Annotated in this window: 13 protein-coding genes and 3 pseudogenes; 8 read left to right on the forward strand and 8 right to left on the reverse strand. The window is 72.4% G+C overall.

Features of this window, described 5'->3' with window-relative positions:
• Nucleotides 1-114: 114 nt before the first annotated feature.
• The gene (locus tag KLI87_RS06470; protein ID WP_214616186.1) at nucleotides 115-1,743 is read right to left on the reverse strand and encodes a cyclic nucleotide-binding domain-containing protein; all 1,629 of its coding nucleotides are present in this window, start codon (nucleotides 1,741-1,743) and stop codon (nucleotides 115-117) included.
• 900 nt (nucleotides 1,744-2,643) lie between these two features.
• On the opposite strand from KLI87_RS06470, the gene KLI87_RS06475 reads away from it, so the two are divergent.
• The 4 genes from KLI87_RS06475 (at nucleotide 2,644) to KLI87_RS06490 (ending at nucleotide 8,773) form a co-directional block, all read left to right on the forward strand.
• On the forward strand, nucleotides 2,644-3,516 hold the full coding sequence (locus KLI87_RS06475) for a helix-turn-helix transcriptional regulator (RefSeq protein WP_156214404.1): 873 nt from the start codon (nucleotides 2,644-2,646) through the stop codon (nucleotides 3,514-3,516).
• A 266-nt stretch (nucleotides 3,517-3,782) separates the two neighbouring features.
• Nucleotides 3,783-3,995 (forward strand): DUF397 domain-containing protein, encoded by a 213-nt coding sequence (locus KLI87_RS06480; protein WP_156214403.1) that lies wholly within the window; start codon nucleotides 3,783-3,785, stop codon nucleotides 3,993-3,995.
• Between the two features lie 292 nt (nucleotides 3,996-4,287).
• A complete protein-coding gene (locus KLI87_RS06485) occupies nucleotides 4,288-7,110 on the forward strand; it encodes an FAD-binding and (Fe-S)-binding domain-containing protein (RefSeq protein ID WP_214616187.1) in 2,823 nt (940 codons plus the stop codon).
• 175 nt (nucleotides 7,111-7,285) lie between these two features.
• A complete protein-coding gene (locus KLI87_RS06490; RefSeq protein WP_214616188.1) occupies nucleotides 7,286-8,773 on the forward strand; it encodes an alpha/beta hydrolase in 1,488 nt (495 codons plus the stop codon).
• 10 nt (nucleotides 8,774-8,783) lie between these two features.
• On the opposite strand, the gene KLI87_RS06495 is transcribed toward KLI87_RS06490, so the two are convergent.
• Nucleotides 8,784-11,753, reverse strand: coding sequence for an AAA family ATPase (locus tag KLI87_RS06495; protein ID WP_214616189.1), 2,970 nt, complete (start codon nucleotides 11,751-11,753; stop codon nucleotides 8,784-8,786).
• A gap of 152 nt (nucleotides 11,754-11,905) precedes the next feature.
• Between KLI87_RS06495 and KLI87_RS41840 the strand changes: the two are divergent.
• Nucleotides 11,906-12,229 (forward strand): annotated as a pseudogene (locus KLI87_RS41840) (hypothetical protein); the annotation flags it as partial.
• A gap of 24 nt (nucleotides 12,230-12,253) precedes the next feature.
• Nucleotides 12,254-12,505 (forward strand): annotated as a pseudogene (locus KLI87_RS40900) (hypothetical protein); the annotation flags it as partial.
• 91 nt (nucleotides 12,506-12,596) lie between these two features.
• On the opposite strand, the gene KLI87_RS06510 reads toward KLI87_RS40900, so the two are convergent.
• Together KLI87_RS06510 and KLI87_RS06515 are read right to left on the reverse strand one after the other, a co-directional pair.
• On the reverse strand, nucleotides 12,597-13,223 hold the full coding sequence (locus KLI87_RS06510; RefSeq protein ID WP_156214399.1) for an alpha-ketoglutarate-dependent dioxygenase AlkB: 627 nt from the start codon (nucleotides 13,221-13,223) through the stop codon (nucleotides 12,597-12,599).
• Between the two features lie 37 nt (nucleotides 13,224-13,260).
• A complete protein-coding gene (locus KLI87_RS06515) occupies nucleotides 13,261-13,932 on the reverse strand; it encodes a pentapeptide repeat-containing protein (protein ID WP_214616191.1) in 672 nt (223 codons plus the stop codon).
• 95 nt (nucleotides 13,933-14,027) lie between these two features.
• Between KLI87_RS06515 and KLI87_RS39815 the strand changes: the two are divergent.
• Nucleotides 14,028-14,942: pseudogene (locus tag KLI87_RS39815) on the forward strand (MFS transporter); the annotation flags it as partial.
• A gap of 382 nt (nucleotides 14,943-15,324) precedes the next feature.
• Here the strand turns inward: KLI87_RS39815 and KLI87_RS06520 are convergent.
• The gene (locus tag KLI87_RS06520; protein WP_308165877.1) at nucleotides 15,325-17,301 is read right to left on the reverse strand and encodes an AarF/UbiB family protein; all 1,977 of its coding nucleotides are present in this window, start codon (nucleotides 17,299-17,301) and stop codon (nucleotides 15,325-15,327) included.
• 9 nt (nucleotides 17,302-17,310) lie between these two features.
• Nucleotides 17,311-17,781, reverse strand: coding sequence for a hypothetical protein (locus KLI87_RS06525; RefSeq protein ID WP_214616192.1), 471 nt, complete (start codon nucleotides 17,779-17,781; stop codon nucleotides 17,311-17,313).
• Nucleotides 17,782-17,972: 191 nt separating this feature from the next.
• On the opposite strand from KLI87_RS06525, the gene KLI87_RS06530 reads away from it, so the two are divergent.
• Nucleotides 17,973-18,188 carry a hypothetical protein gene (locus KLI87_RS06530; RefSeq protein WP_214616193.1) on the forward strand — a complete coding sequence of 72 codons (216 nt, stop codon included), beginning with the start codon at nucleotides 17,973-17,975 and terminating at the stop codon, nucleotides 18,186-18,188.
• Between the two features lie 122 nt (nucleotides 18,189-18,310).
• Here KLI87_RS06530 and KLI87_RS06535 read toward each other — a convergent pair whose 3' ends face one another.
• Nucleotides 18,311-19,165, reverse strand: coding sequence for a helix-turn-helix transcriptional regulator (locus KLI87_RS06535; protein ID WP_308165878.1), 855 nt, complete (start codon nucleotides 19,163-19,165; stop codon nucleotides 18,311-18,313).
• Nucleotides 19,166-19,291: 126 nt separating this feature from the next.
• On the reverse strand, nucleotides 19,292-20,350 hold the full coding sequence (locus tag KLI87_RS06540) for an ImmA/IrrE family metallo-endopeptidase (RefSeq protein ID WP_156214394.1): 1,059 nt from the start codon (nucleotides 20,348-20,350) through the stop codon (nucleotides 19,292-19,294).
• Nucleotides 20,351-20,352: the final 2 nt, after the last annotated feature.

Below are 20,352 nucleotides of genomic sequence, written 5' to 3' on the forward strand. Positions count from 1 at the left end.
GTGAAAAGGGGCGTGAAAAAGAAGACCCCGCGCGGTGGCGGGGGGCCAGTGCGGGCGGGGGCCGCACTGGGGGCCCGTGCGGGGAACGGGCCTCGTGTTACTGGGGGATCGGGGTCAGTGCGCGGGCTGGACGGGGGCGCCCAGCATGTGCATCCAGCCTTGGACGTCCGTCTCCTTGACGCGGCAGCGGACGAGTTCGTATTCGGCGGCGTTCATGTGCCGGTGGTGGGCGATGACGGATTCGTAGACGAACGACGAGGCGATGAAACCGAGGTCGGCGCCGGTCTCCTCAAGGCGGTCCTTGAGGATCTGCGCGTCCAGCAGCCGGGACGTCTGGATGAGGGCCCAGCCGGAGACGCCCTCCTCGTCCTGCACGACGGGCCCGACGTTCAGCGCGAGCCTGAGCTGCATCCGGACCGCCCTGCTGGAGCGGCGGTTGTGGCCGTTCAGCAGCGCGGCGAGCCGGGCGACCATGGGGTCGATGACGGCGGTGGTCGGCGTGTCGGGCGGGACGATGATCAGCGCGCCGTCGCCCCTGTCCTCGCGGTGGCACATCGTCCAGGGGACGTGCGACTCCTCGAACGCCTGCCGGAGGAACCCGTACATCCAGCCGCGCATCTCCAGGCGGGCCGGGTCGTCGCGGTGGACGACGTCGCTGAAGCCGGCGATGTCGGTGAAGACGATGGTGCAGTTCTGGCCCGCCCACGACGGTGACGCGGCGGTCCCGCGCCGCGGCGCGCCACCGGCGCGCCGCGTGAGGGCCATCGGGGCGTGTCCTTCGGGGACGTGGGCCATCATGGAATGGCCGTTCTGGTCGTGCTGGTAGGGCGGGATCCCCGCGTAGCGGTTGAGGCTCGCGTGCAGATGCCAGGCGTAGGGGCACGCGATCGGCGGATGGGCCGCGTGCGGATGCCCGAGGACCGGCGGCTCGGTCGCGTACCGCTGCGCGGGAACCCCCCACGGCGGGCGGGACGTGTCGTGCGGGTTCGTGACGGGGTGGGTGGGCGTTCCATACGGTGAGGGGTGCGTGGCTGTTCCGTACGGTGAGGGTTGAGTGCCCGTCTCGTACGGCGACATGTATCCGCCGGGCGAGAGGAGCGGCTCAAGGGTCGGCCGCTCGGTCATCCGCTTGTACATCTCGTGTTCGAGGACGGCGAGGACGCGCGGGTGGTCGGTCAGGTAGCCGGCGAACTCCTGCGTGCTCATGCGCAGGGCCCGGACGTCGTCCATCGCCACGACGGTGGCCGAGCGGAGCCGCAGCAGCAGCGCGGCGCGCTCGCCGACGATGTCCCCCGGGCCGCGGAAGGCGATGATCCGCTCGCCGCCGTCCCGCTCGACGCAGATCCTGACCGGGCCGGACAGGATCACCAGGACGTGGTCGGCGACGTCGCCCTCCTCCCAGAGGACTCCGCCGACCGGGAAGACGACCTCCCGCGCGGACAGCAGCAGCGCGTCCCGCTCGGCCGAGGTGAGCGCCCGCCAGAAGCCCCGGGTGCGGTCCGCGTCGCCGGAACCGGCCACTTCGGCGGCCGGGACGGACGGCGCGAGGCCCTCCGCCGAGCCCTGAACGGAACCCTGCACGGAGCCGTGCTCGCCCGCCGTGTCGGCCGCGTCGTGCTCCGGGGGTGCGCCCTCGGACGAGGCGTGGCGGGTCGGAGTCGGGGGCTGGGGATGGTCGCCGGACATCCCGAACACGGTGGGGACGATCTGGTCGGGGTCGTGCCGGTGCTCGCGGTCGGCCATCACCGCACCCCCTCGGGAAAGCCCGGTCGGCCTGGCCGGGACGGGCCCGGACGGTGCGTCCGGAGCGCTTCCGGGCGAGCCGCCGAGGCCGCATGCGGACGGTTCGTTCTCGGTGCGCGCGGACGGTTCGTCCGGGGTGTGGGGCGGACGTCAGAGGTCGGGGAACGATCTTGCTTTCTTGACATCATGTTCGAGAACCCCATGTCTCGATTTGCGTCTGCTGGCGCAGCACGCCGGCCGCGGGGAGGTCCGGGGACGCGGTCGCTTCGCCGACACAGTCGCGGTCACCTATAGCCCATGCCGCGTGATCGCGGTTAGACTGGGTGAGTCCGCAGGGAATGTTTTGCCAGGTCAACGCCGGTGTCTCTGCGTCTTTGCAGGATGTCGGAACGGCCCGGCGCGACGTCCCTCGCGGTCTCCAGGAGTCGCTCGCACTTTTCGTCGATCGTCATGGCTCGCAACCGGTGACCGGCGAGAAGTGAGAGCGGCTCTGTTTTGTTTCCTGCATCTGGCCGGTCCGTCGGCACCGGCCGAATGTGTCGTATCAGGCTGTCCTCCTGAGCGGTTCCCGTCCGGGCGAGGTTCGTGCGGCGACCCGGGTCGACGCCTTCCCCTCACCCTCCGTTCCCAGATTCTTAGGCTTCTCGCTAGCGGGACGTCCTATCGCATCGTGAAGCCTGCTAATCTGCTACCAAGCACGCTACAACATACTCAGCCGACATGCAGCACGCCGCCAGCTCCAGATGCTAGATTTCAGCGCAGTTGTGGGGATAGGAGTCGGCAGATCGCGACCTTCGGGGGAAGGGACATGACGGAGTGGCGTCATGTACGCCGCCGGGTCGCCGACTGCCACCTGGCAGACGGGCTGCTGGCGCCGACTACACAGGGTGAGCGATACAGATGACCACTGACCAGGGGCCCATCGTCCAGAGCGCGCTGCTGCGCACCGAGCTCGTGCGCCTCCGAAAAGAGAAGGGGATGACACAGGAGCAGGTCGCGAACCGCCTGGAATGGTCCCCGTCGAAGCTCATCAGGGTCGAGGGCGGCAAGAACACGATCACCCGCACCGATCTTCAGGCGCTGCTCACGGTGTACGACGTCGTGTCGGAGAGCCGCCAGGAGCGGCTCCAGTCGTGGGCGCGCGGCGCGCGCGAGCCCGCCTGGTGGAACGCCTACCGGGGCGAGTTCGACGAAACCTTCCTCACCTATGTCGGGTACACCGCCGGAGCGGCCTACATCCGGCACTTCCACGGGACGCTCGTCCCCGGCATGTTGCAGACGGAGGAGTACGCCCAGGTCCTGTACACCGGCGTCGTCTCCCCGCAGCAGCAGGCGTTCGGAGTGAAGCTGCGCATGCAGCGGCAGCGTGAGCTGGCCAAGCGCGACGATCCGCCCCGCCAGAACTACATCATCGACGAGGCCGTGATCCGCCGCCATGTCGGCGTGAAGGTCGATCCCGCGATCATGCCGAACCAGCTCCGCCACATCGCCGAGTCCGCCGAGGCCGACGAGCTGCTGACCGTCCGCGTCATCCCCTTCAGCGCGGGCGCGCATCTCGGCATCTTCGGGCCGTTCTCGCTGCTGGAGTTCGAGGGCGGGCTCAGCGACGTCCTCTACCTGGAGGGGCGGGCCAGCGCGAGCGTGATGGTCACCGGCGAGGACACCCGGATCGCCGAGTACCGCGACAACTTCGAGACCCTGCTGGACGAGGCGCTCACCCCGGAGAAGTCGATCGCTCTGATCCGGCAGGCGGCCGAGGAGCTGATGGACTGACCGAACGCCCGACTTCCCTATCCGCTCCCGCGCAGAACGGAGGTGACGGCCGCACCGGCGACCCCCAAGGCGAGTGGCCTTCATAGCACACAGAGTGATCTTGTGTTCCCGTGTAGGCGGAATAACTGGAACCGTTTACACTCGTGATCGGGAAATTTTCCACAAGGTCGTGGTTTGTTGTGCCCTGCTTGGCTCGCGTCGGGCGGGTGTTCTTGCCCGATCGGTGGCGAGACGGCACCCGCCGGCAATGGATGGAGGGTTGCTGGATGGTGTATCGGCCGGATCAGGGGAGGACGCTGAACTGGCGCAAGGCCAGTGCGAGCGGCGAGGGGCAAGATTGCGTCGAAGTCGCCGCGGCCGGGCCCTCGGTGCTGGTCCGCGACTCCCACGACCACGCGGCGGGTCTGCTCTCGCTCAATTCCACGCAGTGGCGCGCGCTGGTGCGCGTCATCCGGAGCGGAGAGTTGGACGGCCGCTGAGTCATGGGACTCAAACTCCCCACTTTTCTCGGAAATTGTCGGGCGCCACAATGAAGTGAAGCATTTCCGGTGATTGTTGCCAGGCACCGTCCCGCGCGGAAGGCGCGCATCGCCCACCCCGGTACGGTGCCCCGCACCCGCCGCCCCCCGCCCTCTCAGGCGACGACGACGCAACGCGGAACCGCGCCGCGGCGCCCCACCGCGGCGGGGCGGCGCGGCGGGTGGTGCGGGGTTGGTGTTGGTGGTGGTGTCGTGTGGGGCGTCTTGGCCGGGCGGTCCTAACCTTGAGGGTGTGGCCGAACTCGCTCGGCGGCTGGAGGCCGCGCTTCCCGGGGTCTTCCGTACCGGACTGACCGTCCGGACCGCCTATTCGTCGGACGCGTCGGTCTACCGGTGCGTCCCGCTCGCCGTCGCCGAGCCGCGCACCGCCGCGGAGCTGGGGCGGGTGCTGGAGCTGGCCGGGGACGAGGGCCTGCCCGTGACCATGCGCGGCGGCGGGACGTCGATCGCGGGGAACTCCGTCGGCGCCGGGATCGTGGTCGACACCTCGCGGCACCTGCGGCGCGTCCTGTCGATCGACCCGGACGCGCGGACGGCCGTCGTCGAGCCCGGCGTGGTGCTGGACGACCTGCGCGCCGAGGCCGCCCGGTACGGGCTCACGTTCGGGCCCGACCCGTCCAGCCACTCGCGCTGCACGCTCGGCGGGATGATCGGCAACAACGCGTGCGGGTCGCACAGCGTGGCCTGGGGGATCACGTCCGGGAACGTCGAGGCGCTGCGGGTGCTGCTCCCCGGCGGACGGGAGGTCGGGGCCGAGCGCGGCACGTCCGGGGACGCGGCGATCGACGCCGAGCTGCGGCGGCTCCGCGACGCGCACCTCGGCGCGATCCGCACCGAGCTCGGCAGGTTCAGCCGCCAGGTCTCCGGTTACGGTCTGCATCATCTGCTGCCCGAGAACGGGTTCGACGTCGCGAAGGCTCTGGTCGGCGCGGAGGGGACGTGCGGGATCGTCACGGAGGCGACGGTCCGGCTCGTCCCGGTTCCGAAGGCGCGCGCGCTGGCCGTGCTGGGGTTCCCTGACGTCTTCGTGGCCGCCGAGGTGGCGCCGTTCGCCGCGCGGTCGGGGGCGCTGACCGTCGAGGGGATGGCCGCCGACCTGCTCGTCGCGCTGCGTGACCAGCCCGGCCGCGCCGACGCGGGCTCCGACCTACCGCCGGGCGGCGGCTGGCTCTACTGCGAGGTCGGCGGGGACACGATCGGTGAGGCGCAGGACGCGGCGCGGGCGCTCGCCGAGGCCGTCCAGGAGCGGGTTCCGGGGACGACGGCGGTCGTCGTCGGCGAACCGGCGCGGATGCGGGCGCTGTGGTGGATCCGCGAGGCCGGGTCGGGGATCGTGACGCGGCTCCCGGACGGCAGCGAGGCGTGGCCCGGCTGGGAGGACTCCGCCGTCCCGCCCGAGCGGCTCGCCGGTTACCTGCGCGAACTCTACGGGTTGATGCGCGGGCACGGGTTGCGCGGCGTCCCGTACGGGCATTTCGGCGAGGGCTGCCTGCACCTGCGCGTCGACTTCGACCTGGAGGAGCCGCGCGGCGTCGCGGGCTACCGCGCGTTCGCCGAGGACGCGGCGCGCCTCGTCGTCTCCCACGGCGGGACGGTGTCGGGCGAGCACGGTGACGGACGCGCCCGCTCGGAGCTGCTCGCCGCGATGTACTCGCCCGGATTGCTGGACGCGTTCGCCGCGTTCAAGGCCGTGTTCGACCCGGGCCGCCGGCTCAACCCCGGTGTGATCGTCGATCCGGCCCCGCTGGACGCCGACCTGCGCCCCGGCCCCGGACGCGACGCCCTGAAGATCACGCCCGTGCACGCGCTGACCCGCGACCACGGCTCGTTCGCCGCCGCCGTCCACCGCTGCGTGGGCGTCGGCGCCTGCCGCAACCTCGACACGGGGGCGATGTGCCCGTCCTTCAAGGCGACCCGGGACGAGGTGCACTCCACGCGGGGCCGGGCGCGCGTCCTCGCGGAGATGCTGCGCGGCGAGTCGCTGCCGGACGGATGGCGCTCGCGTGAGGCGCACGACGCGCTGGACCTGTGCCTGTCGTGCAAGGCGTGCGCGAGCGAGTGCCCGGTGAACGTCGACATGGCGACGTACAAGGCCGAGTTCCTGCATCGGTACCACGCGCGGCGGCGGCGTCCGATGGCGCACTACTCGATGGGCTGGCTGCCGCTGTGGTCGCGCGCCGTCACCGCCGTCCCCGGCACGGCCCGCCTGGTCAACGCCGCGCTGTCGCGCGGACGGGTCGCCCGGGTGGTCAAGCGGGCGGCGGGCGTCGAGCCGCGCCGCCAGATGATCCGGTTCGCGGAGCGGACGCTGCGCGACTGGTTCCGCGCGAGGCCGCCGGCCGGGCGCGGGCGGACGGTCGTCCTGTGGCCCGACACGTTCACCGAGTACCACGCGCCCGAGGCCGGGCGGGACGCCGTCGAGGTGCTGGAGGCGCTCGGGTACCGGGTGCTGATCCCGCCGGGCCGCGTCTGCTGCGGCCTGACCTGGCACTCGACCGGGCAGCTCGGGGTCGCCAAGCGCGTCCTGCGGCACTCGCTGGACGTGCTGGCGCCCGCGCTCGACGCCGGGCTGCCGGTCGTCGGGCTGGAGCCGTCCTGCACGGTGATGCTGCGGAACGAGGCGCCCGAGCTGTTCCCGGACGACCCGCGCGCGCGGCGCCTCGCGGACGCCACGGTCACGCTCGCCGAGCTGGTCGCGGAACACGAGGGCGACTGGCCGTTCGGGACGCTGGACGCCCGCGCGATCGCGCAGGTGCACTGCCACCAGGACGCCAAGGGCTCCTACGCGCCCGACCTCGCCGTCCTGCGGCGCCTCGGCGTGGACACCGACGTCATCGGGTCCGGCTGCTGCGGTCTCGCCGGGAACTTCGGGTTCGAGCCCGGCCACTGGGAGGTCTCGCAGAGCTGCGCCGAACGCGAGCTGTACCCGAAGGTGCGCGCCGCCGTCGGCGAGCTGATCCTCGCCGACGGCTTCTCCTGCCGGACGCAGGTCGCCCAGGGCACCGGACGCGAAGCCCTGCACCTGGCGCAGCTCCTCCGCCGCGCCCTCCCATGAGGCGGGCGCTGCCACAAAACTGTGGCCCCGGCGCGGTGGGACCTCGACCCTGAGGTCACCCTGAGCCGACCCTGGTCCTTCCCTGGCCGGCCTTACGAGGCCCCTCGCACCGCCCTAACTTGATCTCTCGGGCGGCGCCCGCCGGAAGGCGGACCAGAGTGAGGGGACCACATATATGCAGCGTGCGGTGATGATGGCGGCGAGCCTGGCGCTCGTCGCGGCGGCCGTGCCGGTGATGTCGCAACCGGCGCGGGCGCGGTCCATCGCGTGGACGGAATGCGGCGACGACGGCAAGGCGGAGTGCGCGACGCTGCGGCTGCCGGTCGACTGGGCGCGGCCGGACGGCCCGTCCTTCGGCCTCGCCATCGCGCGCCGCAAGGCCAAGGACCCGGACGCGCGCGTCGGCACGCTCGTGTTCGGCCCCGGCGGGCCCGGCGACTCGGGCGTCCAGCGCGTCACGAGGCTCAAGGGCGGCATCGACCGGTTCAGCGAGCGGCTCCAGAACCGCTTCGACATCGTCAGCTTCGACCCGCGCGGCATCGGCGCCAGCAACCCGGTGACGTGCTCGGCGGAACTCCTGGCGGAGCGTCCGTCCCCGGTCATGAAGAGCCGGAAGGAGTTCGACGCGACGCTCGCCTACAACAAGCGCCTGCGGGACGACTGCCGCACGCGGACGGGCCCCCTCTACGACCACGCCGATACGCTCAGCACCGTCCGGGACGTGGACGCCATACGCGCCGCGCTGGGCGAGACCCGGCTGAACTTCCACGGCAGCTCCTACGGGACGCTGCTGGGGGAGATGTACGCCGAGACGTTCCCGAAGCGGTTCCGGACGATGGTCCTGGAGAGCGTCGACGACCACAGCCTCCGCGACACCCGGCGGTTCGTGAACTCCGAGGTGGCGGCGGCCCAGGACTCCTTCGACCAGTTCGCGGCCTGGTGCGGCAGGACGGAGGAGTGCGCGCTGCACGGCCGCGACGTCCGGGCCCTCTGGCGCGACCTCCGCGCGCGGGCGGCGCGCGGCACGCTGCCGGATCCGCGGAACCCCGGCTCCGCGCTCCCGGAGTTCGACCTCGTCGTGCTCGCCTACAAGGCGTTCTACGGCCCCGACTGGGCGGACCTCGCGACGAGGCTCGCCGCGCTGGACGCGTCCAAGCCCGTCGCGACCCGAGGCGCGTCGCCCCAGACGTCGCCTCAGACGTCGCCCCGGACTTCGCCCCGCACGACCGGGACGGCGACCGGCACGGACCCGTTCACCGCGCAGTTCTGCTCCGACTGGAGCCTGCCGGTGCGCGGGTACGCCGACTACGCGAAGATCATGCGAGGCGCCGAGAAGATCGCGCCGGACATGAGCCAGGCGCGTCCCGTCATGGCCGTCTCCGCCTGCCTCGGCTGGCCGGGCCCCGTCAGGAACCCGCAGCACAAGCTGCGTGTGAAGGGAAGCGCGCCGATCCTGCTGGCGAACGCGGTGCACGACCCCGCCACGCCCTACTCCTGGGCGCGCACCGTCGCGCGGCAGCTCGGCAGGACGGCCACGCTCCTCACCTACGAGGGCTCCGGCCACGGCTCCTACAACCGCGGCCCGTGCATGCGGGACACGATCGACCACTACCTCGTCACCGGAGAGCGCCCCGCGCCCGGCACGACCTGCCCGGCGACCTGAGCAAGGTGAACTAGGCGGGCGTGATGTCGGCGGGGAGCAGGGTCGCCAGTTGCGCCTTGGTCAGTTCCTCGCCGCCGTTCGCGAGCTGCTCGGTGCGGCGGGCGTGCGCGGTGACCGCCGTCCGGAACAGCTTGTCCACCTCGCGGCCGTTGCCCTCCCGGAACCGGTCGCGCTCGGCCGCGAGGTGGCCGGCGAGGGCCGCGCGCGTCTCGTCCGGGACGAGGTAGTCGGCGCCCTCCGCCTTGCCCACGAAGATCGACACGAGGCCGTCCACGTCGTAGGGCTCGAACGTGAGCGTGCGCGCGAACCGGGAAGCCAGGCCCGGGTTCGCCGCCAGGAACCCCTCCATCTCGGACGTGTAGCCCGCCGCGACGACGATCACCTCGTCGCGGTGGTCCTCCATCAGCTTGACGAGGGTGTCGATGGCCTCCTGGCCGAAGTCGTGCCCGGTCCCGCCGGTGGACCGGGCCAGCGTGTACGCCTCGTCGATGAACAGGACCCCGCCGCGGGCCCGCTCGAAGACGTCCGCGGTCCGCTTCGCGGTGTGCCCGACGTACTGCCCGACCAGGTCGACGCGCGCCGTCTCGACCACCTGGCCCTGCGCGAGGACGCCGAGCGCCGCGAGCAGCTCCCCGTACAGGCGCGCGACGGTCGTCTTGCCCGTCCCGGGCGGGCCCGCGAAGATCAGGTGCCCGGTGAACGGCTCGGCCTCCAGCCCGGCCTCGCGGCGCCGCCGCGCCGAGGCGAGCAGGTCGAGCAGGTCGCCGATCTCCCGCTTGACGCCCGCCAGGCCCGTCATGCCGGTCAGCTTCGCCAGGACGTCGCGGACCTGCCCCGCGTCCCGCGCCTCGCCGAACCGCGCCGCCAGGCCCGTCTCGACGTCGAGGTCCTCGGCGAGCAGCAGGCTCAGCTCCTCGCCGGACGGCAGCTCGACCAGCTCGGCCAGCCGCTGCGCCTGCCGCTCGACCGCCGCCTCGAACACCCGCCGCGCCGCGCGCCCGTTGCCGAAGCTCGCGTCCCGCTTCACCGCGGTGAAGTGGTCGAGGACGGCGGTCCGCGCGTCGCCGGCGAGCCGGTAGCCGTCCTTGCCCGCCTGGAGCTCGACGATCTGGAGCAGCTCGGCGGGGGCGTAGTTCTCGAATTCGACCGTCCGGGATATCCGCGACTTCAGCCCCGGGTTCGCGCTGAGGAACTCGCGCATCTCCGCCGAGTACCCGGCCGCGATCACCACGACCTCGTCGCGGTGGTCCTCCATGAGCTTGACGAGGGTGTCGATGGCCTCCTGCCCGAAGTCGGTGCCGGTGGTCTCGCGGGCCAGCGCGTACGCCTCGTCCACGAACAGGACGCCGCCCTTCGCGCGCTCGAACGCGTCGGCCGTCTTCAGCGCCGTCCCGCCGACGTTCTCCGACACGAGGTCGCCGCGGCTGACCTCGACGACCTGGCCCTTCTCGACCACGCCGAGCGCCGCGAGGATCCGGCCGTACAGGCGCGCGACCGTCGTCTTGCCCGTCCCGGGCGGGCCCGCGAACACCATGTGCCGCCCGATCGTCGGGCCCGGCGGCAGGCCCGCGAGCCGCCGCTGCTCGGCGACCTTCTGGAGGTTGGTGAGCTTCCTGATCTCCCGCTTCACCCCGGCGAGGCCGATCATCGCGTCCAGCTCGGCGAGCAGTTCGTCGGCGGACGCCCGCTCGGGGGGTTTCGGGCCCGGCGCCGCCTTGGCGCCGCCCGCCTTCGCGTCCGCCTCCGCGGCCGCGCCCAGCGCCGTCTCCACGACCTTCGCGGTGACGACCTCCGGCTCGAAGTCGAGGATGTCCTCCCCGCCGTTCCGCTCGCTCGTCACCCCCGACATGTGGACGCGCGCCGTCTTCGCCATGACGAGGCCCGTGCCGGGGTTGTCGACGATCGCGCAGTCCCGCAGGGTCATCTCGCAGTCCGGGTCGGCGTTCGCGCCGATGTCCCCGCTGCCGGTCACGGTCACGCCGGTGAACGTCCCGCTGCCGCCCTCGACCGCCGCGACGCCGATCTCCGCCGCGTCCGCCACCCGCCCCCGGACGAACGTGCCGCGCCCCCGCTCGCCGACGAACACGCCGTGCTTGCCCGCGCCGAGGATCTCGCAGTCCTCGAAGTACCCGGTGCCCTCCTCGACGACCACGCCGGTCCGGCGCGGCGTCTGGAGCCGCAGCCGCCGCGCGGTCAGCGATCCGGCGGCGGTCACCCACACCGCCTCCATCGCCGCGTCGGTGATCAGGCAGTCCTCCGCGAGCGCCTTGCCCTTGTCCCGGACGACCAGCGAGCACGTCCCGCTGCCGTGGAACGCCGAGTTGCGGATCGCGGCGTCCGCGTGGTCGTCCACCAGGACCGCCGCCGACCCCGGCGCCGAGATCGTGCACTGCTCGATCAGCGGCTTGGACCCCTCGGTCACCCAGATCCCGCTGCCGGTCGCGCCCTCGATGCGGCAGCCCCGCACCGTCACCGCGCTGCCCTTGCGGATCGCCAGCGCGTTGCTCTGCGTCCCCGCGAGGTCGGTGGACTCGACGAGCCCGGACGAGGCCGAGTACACGACCGCGCCGTCCTGCACCCGGCAGCCCTTGAGCGCCAGCCGCCCGCCGTTCCACACGCTCACCGCGACCGTCCCGGCGCGGCTCACGAACTGGCACTGCTCGGCGAGGACGCTGCCCTTCGCCACGTCCAGCGCGTTGCCCTCATCGCTCCAGTTCCGGACGATCAGCCCCTGGAGTGTCACGTTCCCGGTGACCTCGATCGTCGCGTCCGTCGCGCCGTCGAGCGTGACCGACCCGGGGCCCGCGGCGGCCGTCAGCACGAAGTCGCCCGAGCTGCGGAAGCCCGTCGCCGGGTACTGCCCCGGCTCGATCATGATGTGCCGGCCCGGCGGGCCGTAGGGCGGCAGCGGGGCCTGGAGCGCGTCCAGGACCGTCCGGTACGCCCGGGGGGAGGTCTGAGAGACGACCAGACGCAGCAAACGAACCTCCTCGGCCACGGGCGGGGACCATCGTAATCGTGCCACCGCCCCTCGGTCGTCGGCGAGGCTTTACCGCCCCCGGATGGTGAGGGGAGGAGGACGACGCGACGGTCGCCCCCGCGCGTCCACGCGTCGGCGGCAACCAGCAGGCGCACGTCGCCTTCTGGGACCAGCCCGTGGGCACCGGTTACAGCTGTTCCGACCTCGCCGAGTACGTCAAGGACGAGGACGTGCTCAGCGAGATGTTCTGGGAGGGCCTCCAGAGGTCCTTCGCCGAACACGAGGCGTACGCGCGGTGCCCGCTCTACATCGCCGGCCAGAGCTACGGCGGAAGTACGTGCCGCACATCGCCTCGAAGATCGACGAGGAGAACCGGCAGAACGAGGGCCGGCACATCGACCTCCAGGGCATCGCCATCGGCAACGGCTGGATCAAACCCGAGCTGTCGCTGAAGATCCTGGTCGACTACGTGTACACGACCGGGTTCATCGGCATCGACCAGAAGGAGAGCCTGTACCGGGACTACGAGGACGTCCTGGACGCAGGCCCAAGGCGATCCGAAGGGGTTCGTCCGCGCGTACCGGCACCTGACGCAGGTCAGCCTGCCGGACTCCGGCCACCAGGCGCCCGCGTCCCAGCCCGAGATCTGCCGGGAGATGATCTGCAACTGGGTCTTCGACCGCCCGTTCCACGGATACGACCCGCAGCAGCTGGCGAAGGAGCACAACGGCGAGGGCGGGCACAGGCGGTAGGCGCGGCCTGGAGACGCCCGCGTGCCCGGGGACGGCTGGAGACGCCCGCGTCTCCGGGGACGACTGGAGCGCCCGCGTCTCCAGGGACGGCTCAGCGGACGTTGTGCGGGCGGTACTGGACGCTGATCCTCGGGCCGAGCGCGCGGGCCGACTTCGGAATCGCGTGCTCCCAGGTCCGCTGGCAGCTCCCGCCCATCACGATGAGGTCGCCGTGCCCGAGTTCCCGGCGGATCGTCGGGCCGCCGCCGCGCGGGCGCAGGAGCAGCGGACGCGGCGTCCCGACGGACAGGATCGCGATCATCGTGTCCTGCGTCGCGCCGCGTCCGAGCGTGTCGCCGTGCCAGGCGACGCTGTCGCGGCCGTCGCGGTACAGGCAGAGCCCGGCCGTGCTGAACGGCTCGCCCAGTTCCGGGGTGTAGTGCTCGTCGAGGGCGGCCTTCGCCTCGTCCAGGACGGGATCGGGCAGTGTGTCGCCCTCCCGGTAGAAGGCCAGCATGCGGGGGACGTCCACGACCCGGTCGTACATGCGGCGGCTCTCCGCCCGCCACGGGACGGCCGTGAGGAGCCGTTCGAAGAGCGCGTCGGCCCCCGGGACCCAGCCGGGCAGGACGTCGATCCAGGCGCCGTGGGCCAGCCGCGTCCGGCGGGCGGAGGTGAGGGGCCGCGGGCCTGTCTCGTCCGTGTCGTCCAGCAGCGAGCCTTGAAAAGCGCCTGTCATGCCCCCAATGTATCCGGCGAGTCAAACACGTGTTCGATCAGCTGTCCTCGATCGTGATGTCGAGCTCCGCCGCGAAACTGGCGAGCAGCCCCGGCGCGTCCATCGCCGACACGGTCACGCCGCGCATGCTCTGCACCCCCGCCACCCCGCGCAGATCGCAGCCGGAGAACCGCGCGCCCGTCATCGTCGCGCCGCTGAACTGCGCGCCGTCGAGCCGGCATTCCTGGAACCGGACCCCGCGCAGGTCGGCGTTCTGGAACGTCGCGCCCTCCAGGTTGCAGTCGCGGAACACGACCCGCTTGAACGTGCTGAACCGGAACCCGGCGAGGTCGGCGCGGCACGCCTCGTACACCACGTCCTGGAACGCGCAGTCGGTCAGCGCGGCGCCGGTCATCCGCGACCCGGTGACGGTCGCGTTGAACATCCGCGCGTTGGTGAGCCTCAGGTTCGCCAGGTCGCAGCGGTCGAACGCGGAGTCGGCGACCGTCGCCCGCTCCAGGACGGTCGCGGGGAGCCGCGTCCCGTCGAACACGCAGCGCTCGATCTCGACGTCCTGCGCGTCCCGTCCGGAGAGGTCCCGCGCGCCGAACCGCAGCTCGCGCAGGACCTCGTCGTCCACGAGATCGTGCTCGGGCCCGGCGGGCGCGGGCGCGGCCGGAAGCTTGGGACGCGCGGGCTCTTTGATGCGGGACGTCTTCGTCGGAGGCATGGAGGCGACCGTACTGAAATGTCAGAGCCGAGCCGTACTCTCGCAGCGTGACCGAGAGACTGCGGAGAGATGTGAAGGCGCTGGTGGGCGTGCGCGTGCTCAACCAGCTGGGCGCGTACGTCCTGCCGTTCCTCGCCGTCCTCGCGGGCCATGACCTGGCGGCCTGGTCGCTCGGCGTGTTCGGTGCCGCGGCACTCGTCTCGCGCTGGTTGGGCGGCCTGCTCCTCGATCACCTGGCGCCCCGCTCGGTGATCGTCCTGGGTCTGACGGCGACCGGCGCCACCATGCTCCTGCTGGCCGGAGCCCGCGGCCCCGGGTGGGTGCTGGCCGCCGTCGCACTGGTCGGGCTCGCCTTCGAGATCTACGAACCCGCCACGCAGGAGTCGCTGGCCCGGCTGACCGACCGTCACGCCCAGGCCGACGTCTACGGATTCCTCGGGACGTCACTGGTCGCGTCCGGCGCGGTCGGCGGCCTGCTCGCCGCGCTCCTGCTGCCGCTCGGCGCCCGATGGCTCATCGTTGCGGACGGCCTGACCTGCCTCCTGGCCGCAGGCGTGGCCCTGGCGCTCCTCACCCCCGACCAGCCCACCCGAAGCCCTCCACGCCCGCCGACCGCGAACCCACTTCCCTCCGCCTCGCGCATTCCCGGTCCCGAGACCCTTGCCGTGGAGACGCCCAGTTCAAAAGCATCCGGCTTGGCGGCCTCCGACGCCTCGAAGGCCCCGTTTACCCACCCCGGTTCCCCGGCATCCGGAAGGGAGGCGCCCGCCAGGGGACACGCTGATCCTGAAACGACGACCACCCGGGTTCGCTTCTTCGGACGACGTGGCGTGAGGGGGTGGCGGCCGCCCGGTGCGCTGGTGCGGTTGACGGCGGCGGGAACGGCGTTCGCCTGCGGCTATCTCGCGGTGCTGATGTTCGTGCCGTTCGTCCTGCTCCAGCGCGGGGCTCCGGCGTGGCTGCCCGGCCTGACGCTGACCGGTGCCGCCCTGGTGGCGCCGGTGACGGGACGTCTGGGCCGCCACGCCCTACGCGGCCTCGGGCACGAGCGCGTCCTGGTCATCGGGATGGCCGCCTTGGGCGTCCTCACGCTCGCCATGGCCGTCGGACGCTCCGTCCCGCTCATGGCGGCGGGCTACCTCGCGTGGGCGGCGGTCGACAGCGTCCTGCAAGGGCGCTGGCCCGCCCTGATCGCCGAGACGGCGCCGGAGGCCGACCGGCCGCGATGGTTCGCCTTCCACGGCTCCTCCTGGGGGATCGCCCAGCCCGCCGTCCCGGGGCTGGTCGCGCTGACCGGGGGAGCGATGGTCACGGCCGGCGCGGCGTTCCTCCTGGTCCCGCTCCTGCTGGCGCTGCCCCGGCGACACGGGCGAAGGCCCGGATCCGGCCGGCTCAGCGGCGGAAGATCACCGCCAGCACGCGGAGGGCGAGCACCGAGCAGACGACGAGGAGGCAGTAGCCGAAGAACTCGTACAGGGTCACCTCGCCGGTCATGGGCGGGCCGTCGCCGAGGCCGAGCAGCATCACCGCCATGATCCCCGCCGTCGAGGCGAGGAACGTGAGGAGCACCTGCTGGAGGAGGCCGGTGACCGTCCGGCGGTCCCGTTCGTCGCTGAACAGGCGGATGTTCAGGGTCAGCCGTCCGGCCTCGGCGGCCGCGGCGATACGGTCCAGACGGCGGGGGAGGCGGCGCAGCATCGGCAGCAGCGCGGTCAGCTCGTCCGCGGCGGCGTCCCGCACCGACTCGGGGTGCATCTGCTCCCGCAGGTAGATCTCGCCGAACGTTTGTGCCTCGGTGACGATGCTCAGGCCCGGCGCCAGCTCGGTGAGGCCGCCCTCCAGCGTCGCGAGCGCCCGGAACACCGCCGCGATCTCCGCCGGGACCGCCAGGTCGTACCGCGCGACCAGGCGGAACAGCTCGGTGAACATCGCCATGCCCGGGGTCGTGCCGGCGCCGAGGTGGCGGGTCATGAACGCGCCGAGCGCGCGGACGAGGCCCTGCTCGTCCAGCTCGTCCGGGCGGGCGACGACCTCCAGGAACGCGTCGGCCACCGCGACCGGGTCGGCGCGGTTCATCGCGAGCAGCATCCGCCGCAGCGCGGCGCGCAGCTCGGAGTCCAGGCGTCCGACGGAGCCGAAGTCGATCAGGCCGAGGCGCCCGTCGTCCAGCAGCAGGACATTGCCCGGATGCGGATCGGCGTGGAAGATCCCGTCCAGGACGATCTGGCGCAGCAGCGTGTCGAGCAGCACGCGCGCCAGCGCCTTCCGGTCGAGCCCGCGCGCGTCGATCGACGGGCCCGCCTTGCTCAGCGCGACCCCGGGCAGCCGCTGCATCACCAGCACGCGCCCGGTGCACAGGTCCGCGTGCGGGTGCGGGAGGAGGACGTCCGACCCGCGTGCCGTCGCGGCCGCCGCCACCGAGGCCATGTTGCCCGCCTCGACCCGGAAGTCCAGTTCCTCGCGCAACGCGGCCGCGAACCCCTCGGCGAGGTCCACCACGCCCATCGAGCGCGCCCACCCGGCGCGGGCCCGCAACGTGCGGGCCAGCCGTCCGACGATGTCGAGGTCCCGTTCCACGACCGCGCGGACGTCCGGCCGCTGGATCTTCACGACGACCTCCTCCCCGGACCGCAGCCTCGCCGTGTGCACCTGCGCGACCGACGCGGCGGCCAGCGGAACCCGGTCGAAAGCGGCGAAGACGTCCTCGGGCGGCGCGCCCAGCTCCTCCCGGACCACCCGCTCGATCTCCGGCCACGGGACGGGCGCGGCACGGTCCTGGAGCCGCCCGAGTTCCGCGACGAACTCCGGCGGCAGGACGTCCCGCCGCGTCGACAGCACCTGGCCGAGCTTGACGAACACCACGCCGCCCTCCTCCAGCGCCGAGGTCAGCGACCGCGCGAGCCGCTCCCGCCCCGCCCGCGTGCTCGGCCCGCGCCGCGCCCGTCCCCGCAGGTAGGGGCCGAGCCCGCGACGCAGCAGCACGAACGTGATCTGCCGGTACCGCCGCGCCCGCGCGATCCGCGACCGCACGCCCCGGGTCCACAGCAGCGGCGACGGGACGGACCCGGTCGGGACGAACGCCTCCCACAGCACCAGGACGGTCATCGACACGAGCAGCGCGCACGCGAGCCCCAGCATGACGAACCACGCGATCGCGGTCAGCTCCCGGCGCGCGTCCAGCCCGCCGACGAGCGCACCGATGATCGGGCTCGCCGCGGCCTGCCCCATGACCCCGGCGACGACCGTCCGGAACAGCGAGAAACGCGCGTCCAGCAACCGCCGCGCGCCGTAGGCCATGATCAGTGTGTTGAGCAGCAGGCCCCCGGCGAAGGCGATCGCGGCCGAGAAACCCCAGGTCGATGAAGTCACGCGGCGAGCCTAGGAACGTCCGCGCGCCACGAACTCCCCCATCCGAGGGACAACGTCCCCCACCAGAACGAGCCGACCCTCCGACCGGCCCGACGGCCACGGCATGCCCCCACCGCCCCCACCGCCCCCACCGCCGCCGCTGCCGCCACCGCCGCCGATGCCGCTGCGCCGCCGATGCCGCTGCGCCGCCGATGCCGCTGCGCCGCCGATGCCGACGCGGACACCGACGCCGACGCGGACACCGACGCCGACGCGGGTGCCGCTGCCGCTGCGGGTGCCGATGCGGACGCGGGTACCGCTGCCGCTGCGGGTGCGGGTGCGGGTGCGGGTGCGGGTGCCGATGCGGGTGCCGACGCGGATGCCGGTGCCGATGCGGATGCCGGTGCCGATGCGGGCGCGGGTGCCGATGTCGATGCGGCCGTGGGCGCCTTGGTCGTGCTGGGCGTGGTCGGCGCGGTTGGCCGGCTCCAGGGGGGTCAAGCGAGATCGCCGTGTTGTTGGTCGCGGTGTGCGGGGTGCCGATGGTGATCTCGCGATGAATTCCGGTGGGCCGCGTGGTCCGCTCAGGGAGCGGCGCGCTGGTGGTCACGGGAGGTCTCGGTGGGAAACGCTGTTGTCCACTTCGAGATCGAGGGCAGGGACGGCGAGGCGTCCAGGAGTTCTACTCCGACATGTTCGTCTGGCTGATCAACGCGGACAATCCAGCGCGCTACGGGCTGGTGTCAGGTGAGGAGGACGTCAGCGCCGAGCGTGGGAATCGGCGGCGCCGTGTTCGAGGTCCCGGAGACCCCGTCGTCCTCCTGGCGCGGACCGACCGCGCCGAGGGCTGCCGGGGCCACGTCACGATCTTCGTGGAGGTCGACGACGTCGAGACCACGTCGGCGTAGGCCGAGCGCCAGGCCCGGACGTGGTGAGGGGCGGCCTGACCATGGGCAAGTTCAGCGACCCAGAGGGCCATCTCATCGGCCTCATCAGCACCGCCACCGCCTCGCCCGTGATCCTCGGCGGGTCAGAGGTCGGAGAGGAGGTCCTTGAGGAAGGCGGCGGTGCGGGCCGGGTGGCAGGCGCGGCCGGTGACCAGGTCCATGATCTCCTGGTAGCGGGCGGCCTCATGGCCCTCGGGGTAGCGCGCTCCGGTGAGTTGTTCGAGGTAGACGACGTCGTGCAGGTCGTGGTGGGCGAAGCGGACGACCGTGATCGGGCCGCCGAGCGCGACGTGGCCGCCCGCCGCGAACGGCAGGATGCGCACGTTCACGTTGTCCATGCCCTCCGAGACCGCGATGAGGTGTTCGATCTGGCCGCGCATCGTGGCGGGCCCGCCGATCGGGCGGCGCAGGGCCGCCTCGTCGATCACCGCCCACAGTTGCGCGGGACGGTCGGGGCGGCGCAGGATCTCCTGCCGGGCCATCCGGACGGAGAGGCGCCGGTCGACGCCCTCCTGGTGCTCCAGGCCGATGACCGCCTGTGCGTACTCGCGGGTCTGGAGCAGGCCGGGGATGTACTGGACCTCGTAGCAGTGGATCGAGGACGCCGACTGCTCCAGCCCGAGGTACTGCTCGAACCAGTTCGGCACGACGTCGCCGAAGGACTGCCACCAGCCGGGCCGCCGCGCCTGCCGGACGAGGTCGAGCAGCCCCTCGCGCTCGCCCGCGTCGTGTACGCCGTAGAGGTCGAGGAGGTCGTGGACGTCCCGGGGCTTGAAGGCGTGCCGGCCGAGTTCCAGCCTGCTCATCTTGGACGCCGAGCCGCGGATCGCCGCGCCCGCCTGGGCGCGCCCGATGCCCTTCTCCTCCCGCAGGCGCCGCAGCCGGGCGCCGATCTGCATGCGCATCGCGGTCGGCGCGGCCTGCCGATTGTCCAGCACAAGATCTCCAGGTCTCGTTTCTGACAACCCTGGGAGCTTCTCACAGTCAATGGCGGGCGCGCAGGGAACCGCCGGACAGAGATATGTAACTCATTTCGCCCTTCAGGACCGCTCCAAAATGGCGTTCTAACGGGGCGGAACGAGAAGGTCCAGATCGGCGCGGGTGACGCGCGCGCTTTCGGCGAGCCGGTCACGGTCGGTGCCCGCCGCGCCGACCAGTTCGACCGCCCTGGTCAGCATCGTGGGCCGTTCGAGCGCTCTGACGCCGCCCGGTTCCTGGCGCCGCCAGCCGCGTGCGCTCATCGTGCTCATCGCGTTCCGGTACGCGTTCTCCTTCATGATCCCGAGCGTGCGGGAGCGGTAAAGGAGCGCGGCCATGCTGACGCCCCATACCCGCTTCAACTCGGCGAGCCGGTCCCAGTCGGCGGTTCCCGGCAATTGCTCGGAGATTCCCTCTTCGGGCATCAGGAATTCCGCCGCGAAACGGTTCGCCTGATCTTCGACGATCCGTTCACCGGGTTCGGCGTCGGCGTGCATCACCAGGTGGCCCAGCTCGTGCGCGCCGTCGAAGCGGTTGCGCCAGTAGTCGCCTTTCGCCGGGTTGAAGAACACCATCGGGCGGGGGTGGATCCCGACGCTGAAGGCGTCCACCCGCTCCGCCGCGTCCGGCAGGACGAGGACGATCACGCCGTGCGCCTCCAGCAGCCGCACCACGTGCGCGACCGGGCCCGGTTCGCCGAGCAGCGCCTTCCTGGTGACCTTCGCCGCCTCCACCGGGCCGCTCCCGGCGATCTCGTCGGGCGGGACGGAGTACTCGGGCAGGTCGACGGCCGGGAAGTCGACGGCATGCTCCAGCGCGGCGACGACGTCGGTCGCGATGCGGCCGTAGGCGAGCGCCTGGTCGCGCTCGATCTGCGACGTCGACCGCAGCGACCGGAAGTGCGCGCCGTCCATCGAGACCGGGCTCCGGCCCGGCCGGAAGAACTCGACCGGGACGCCGAGCGCGATCGCCAGCCGCGCGAGCGTCGCGTCCGGCGGGCGGTGGACGCCCGCCTCGTACTGCCCGATCGCCTTCGGCGTGGTCCCGACGCGCTGCGCGAGCTGGTTCTTGCGCAGCCCCCTGAGCCGCCGGGCCAGCGTCAGCCGCTCGCAGTCGAACGGCGGCCCGGCGGCCCGCCGGGCCATCC

This window comes from Actinomadura sp. NEAU-AAG7 (assembly GCF_018603865.1).
GTDB classification, from domain to species: domain Bacteria; phylum Actinomycetota; class Actinomycetes; order Streptosporangiales; family Streptosporangiaceae; genus Spirillospora; species Spirillospora litoris.

Bases quoted from the DNA above. Each gene is read 5' to 3' on its own strand.
- KLI87_RS06510 (WP_156214399.1), bottom strand. From the start codon at position 13,223: ATGACAGGCGCTTTTCAAGGCTCGCTGCTGGACGACACGGACGAGACA.
- KLI87_RS06530 (WP_214616193.1), top strand. From the start codon at position 17,973: ATGTTCGTCTGGCTGATCAACGCGGACAATCCAGCGCGCTACGGGCTG.
- KLI87_RS06490 (WP_214616188.1), top strand. From the start codon at position 7,286: ATGCAGCGTGCGGTGATGATGGCGGCGAGCCTGGCGCTCGTCGCGGCG.
- KLI87_RS06540 (WP_156214394.1), bottom strand. From the start codon at position 20,350: ATGGCCCGGCGGGCCGCCGGGCCGCCGTTCGACTGCGAGCGGCTGACG.
- KLI87_RS06515 (WP_214616191.1), bottom strand. From the start codon at position 13,932: ATGCCTCCGACGAAGACGTCCCGCATCAAAGAGCCCGCGCGTCCCAAG.
- KLI87_RS06480 (WP_156214403.1), top strand. From the start codon at position 3,783: ATGGTGTATCGGCCGGATCAGGGGAGGACGCTGAACTGGCGCAAGGCC.
- KLI87_RS06470 (WP_214616186.1), bottom strand. From the start codon at position 1,743: ATGGCCGACCGCGAGCACCGGCACGACCCCGACCAGATCGTCCCCACC.
- KLI87_RS06475 (WP_156214404.1), top strand. From the start codon at position 2,644: ATGACCACTGACCAGGGGCCCATCGTCCAGAGCGCGCTGCTGCGCACC.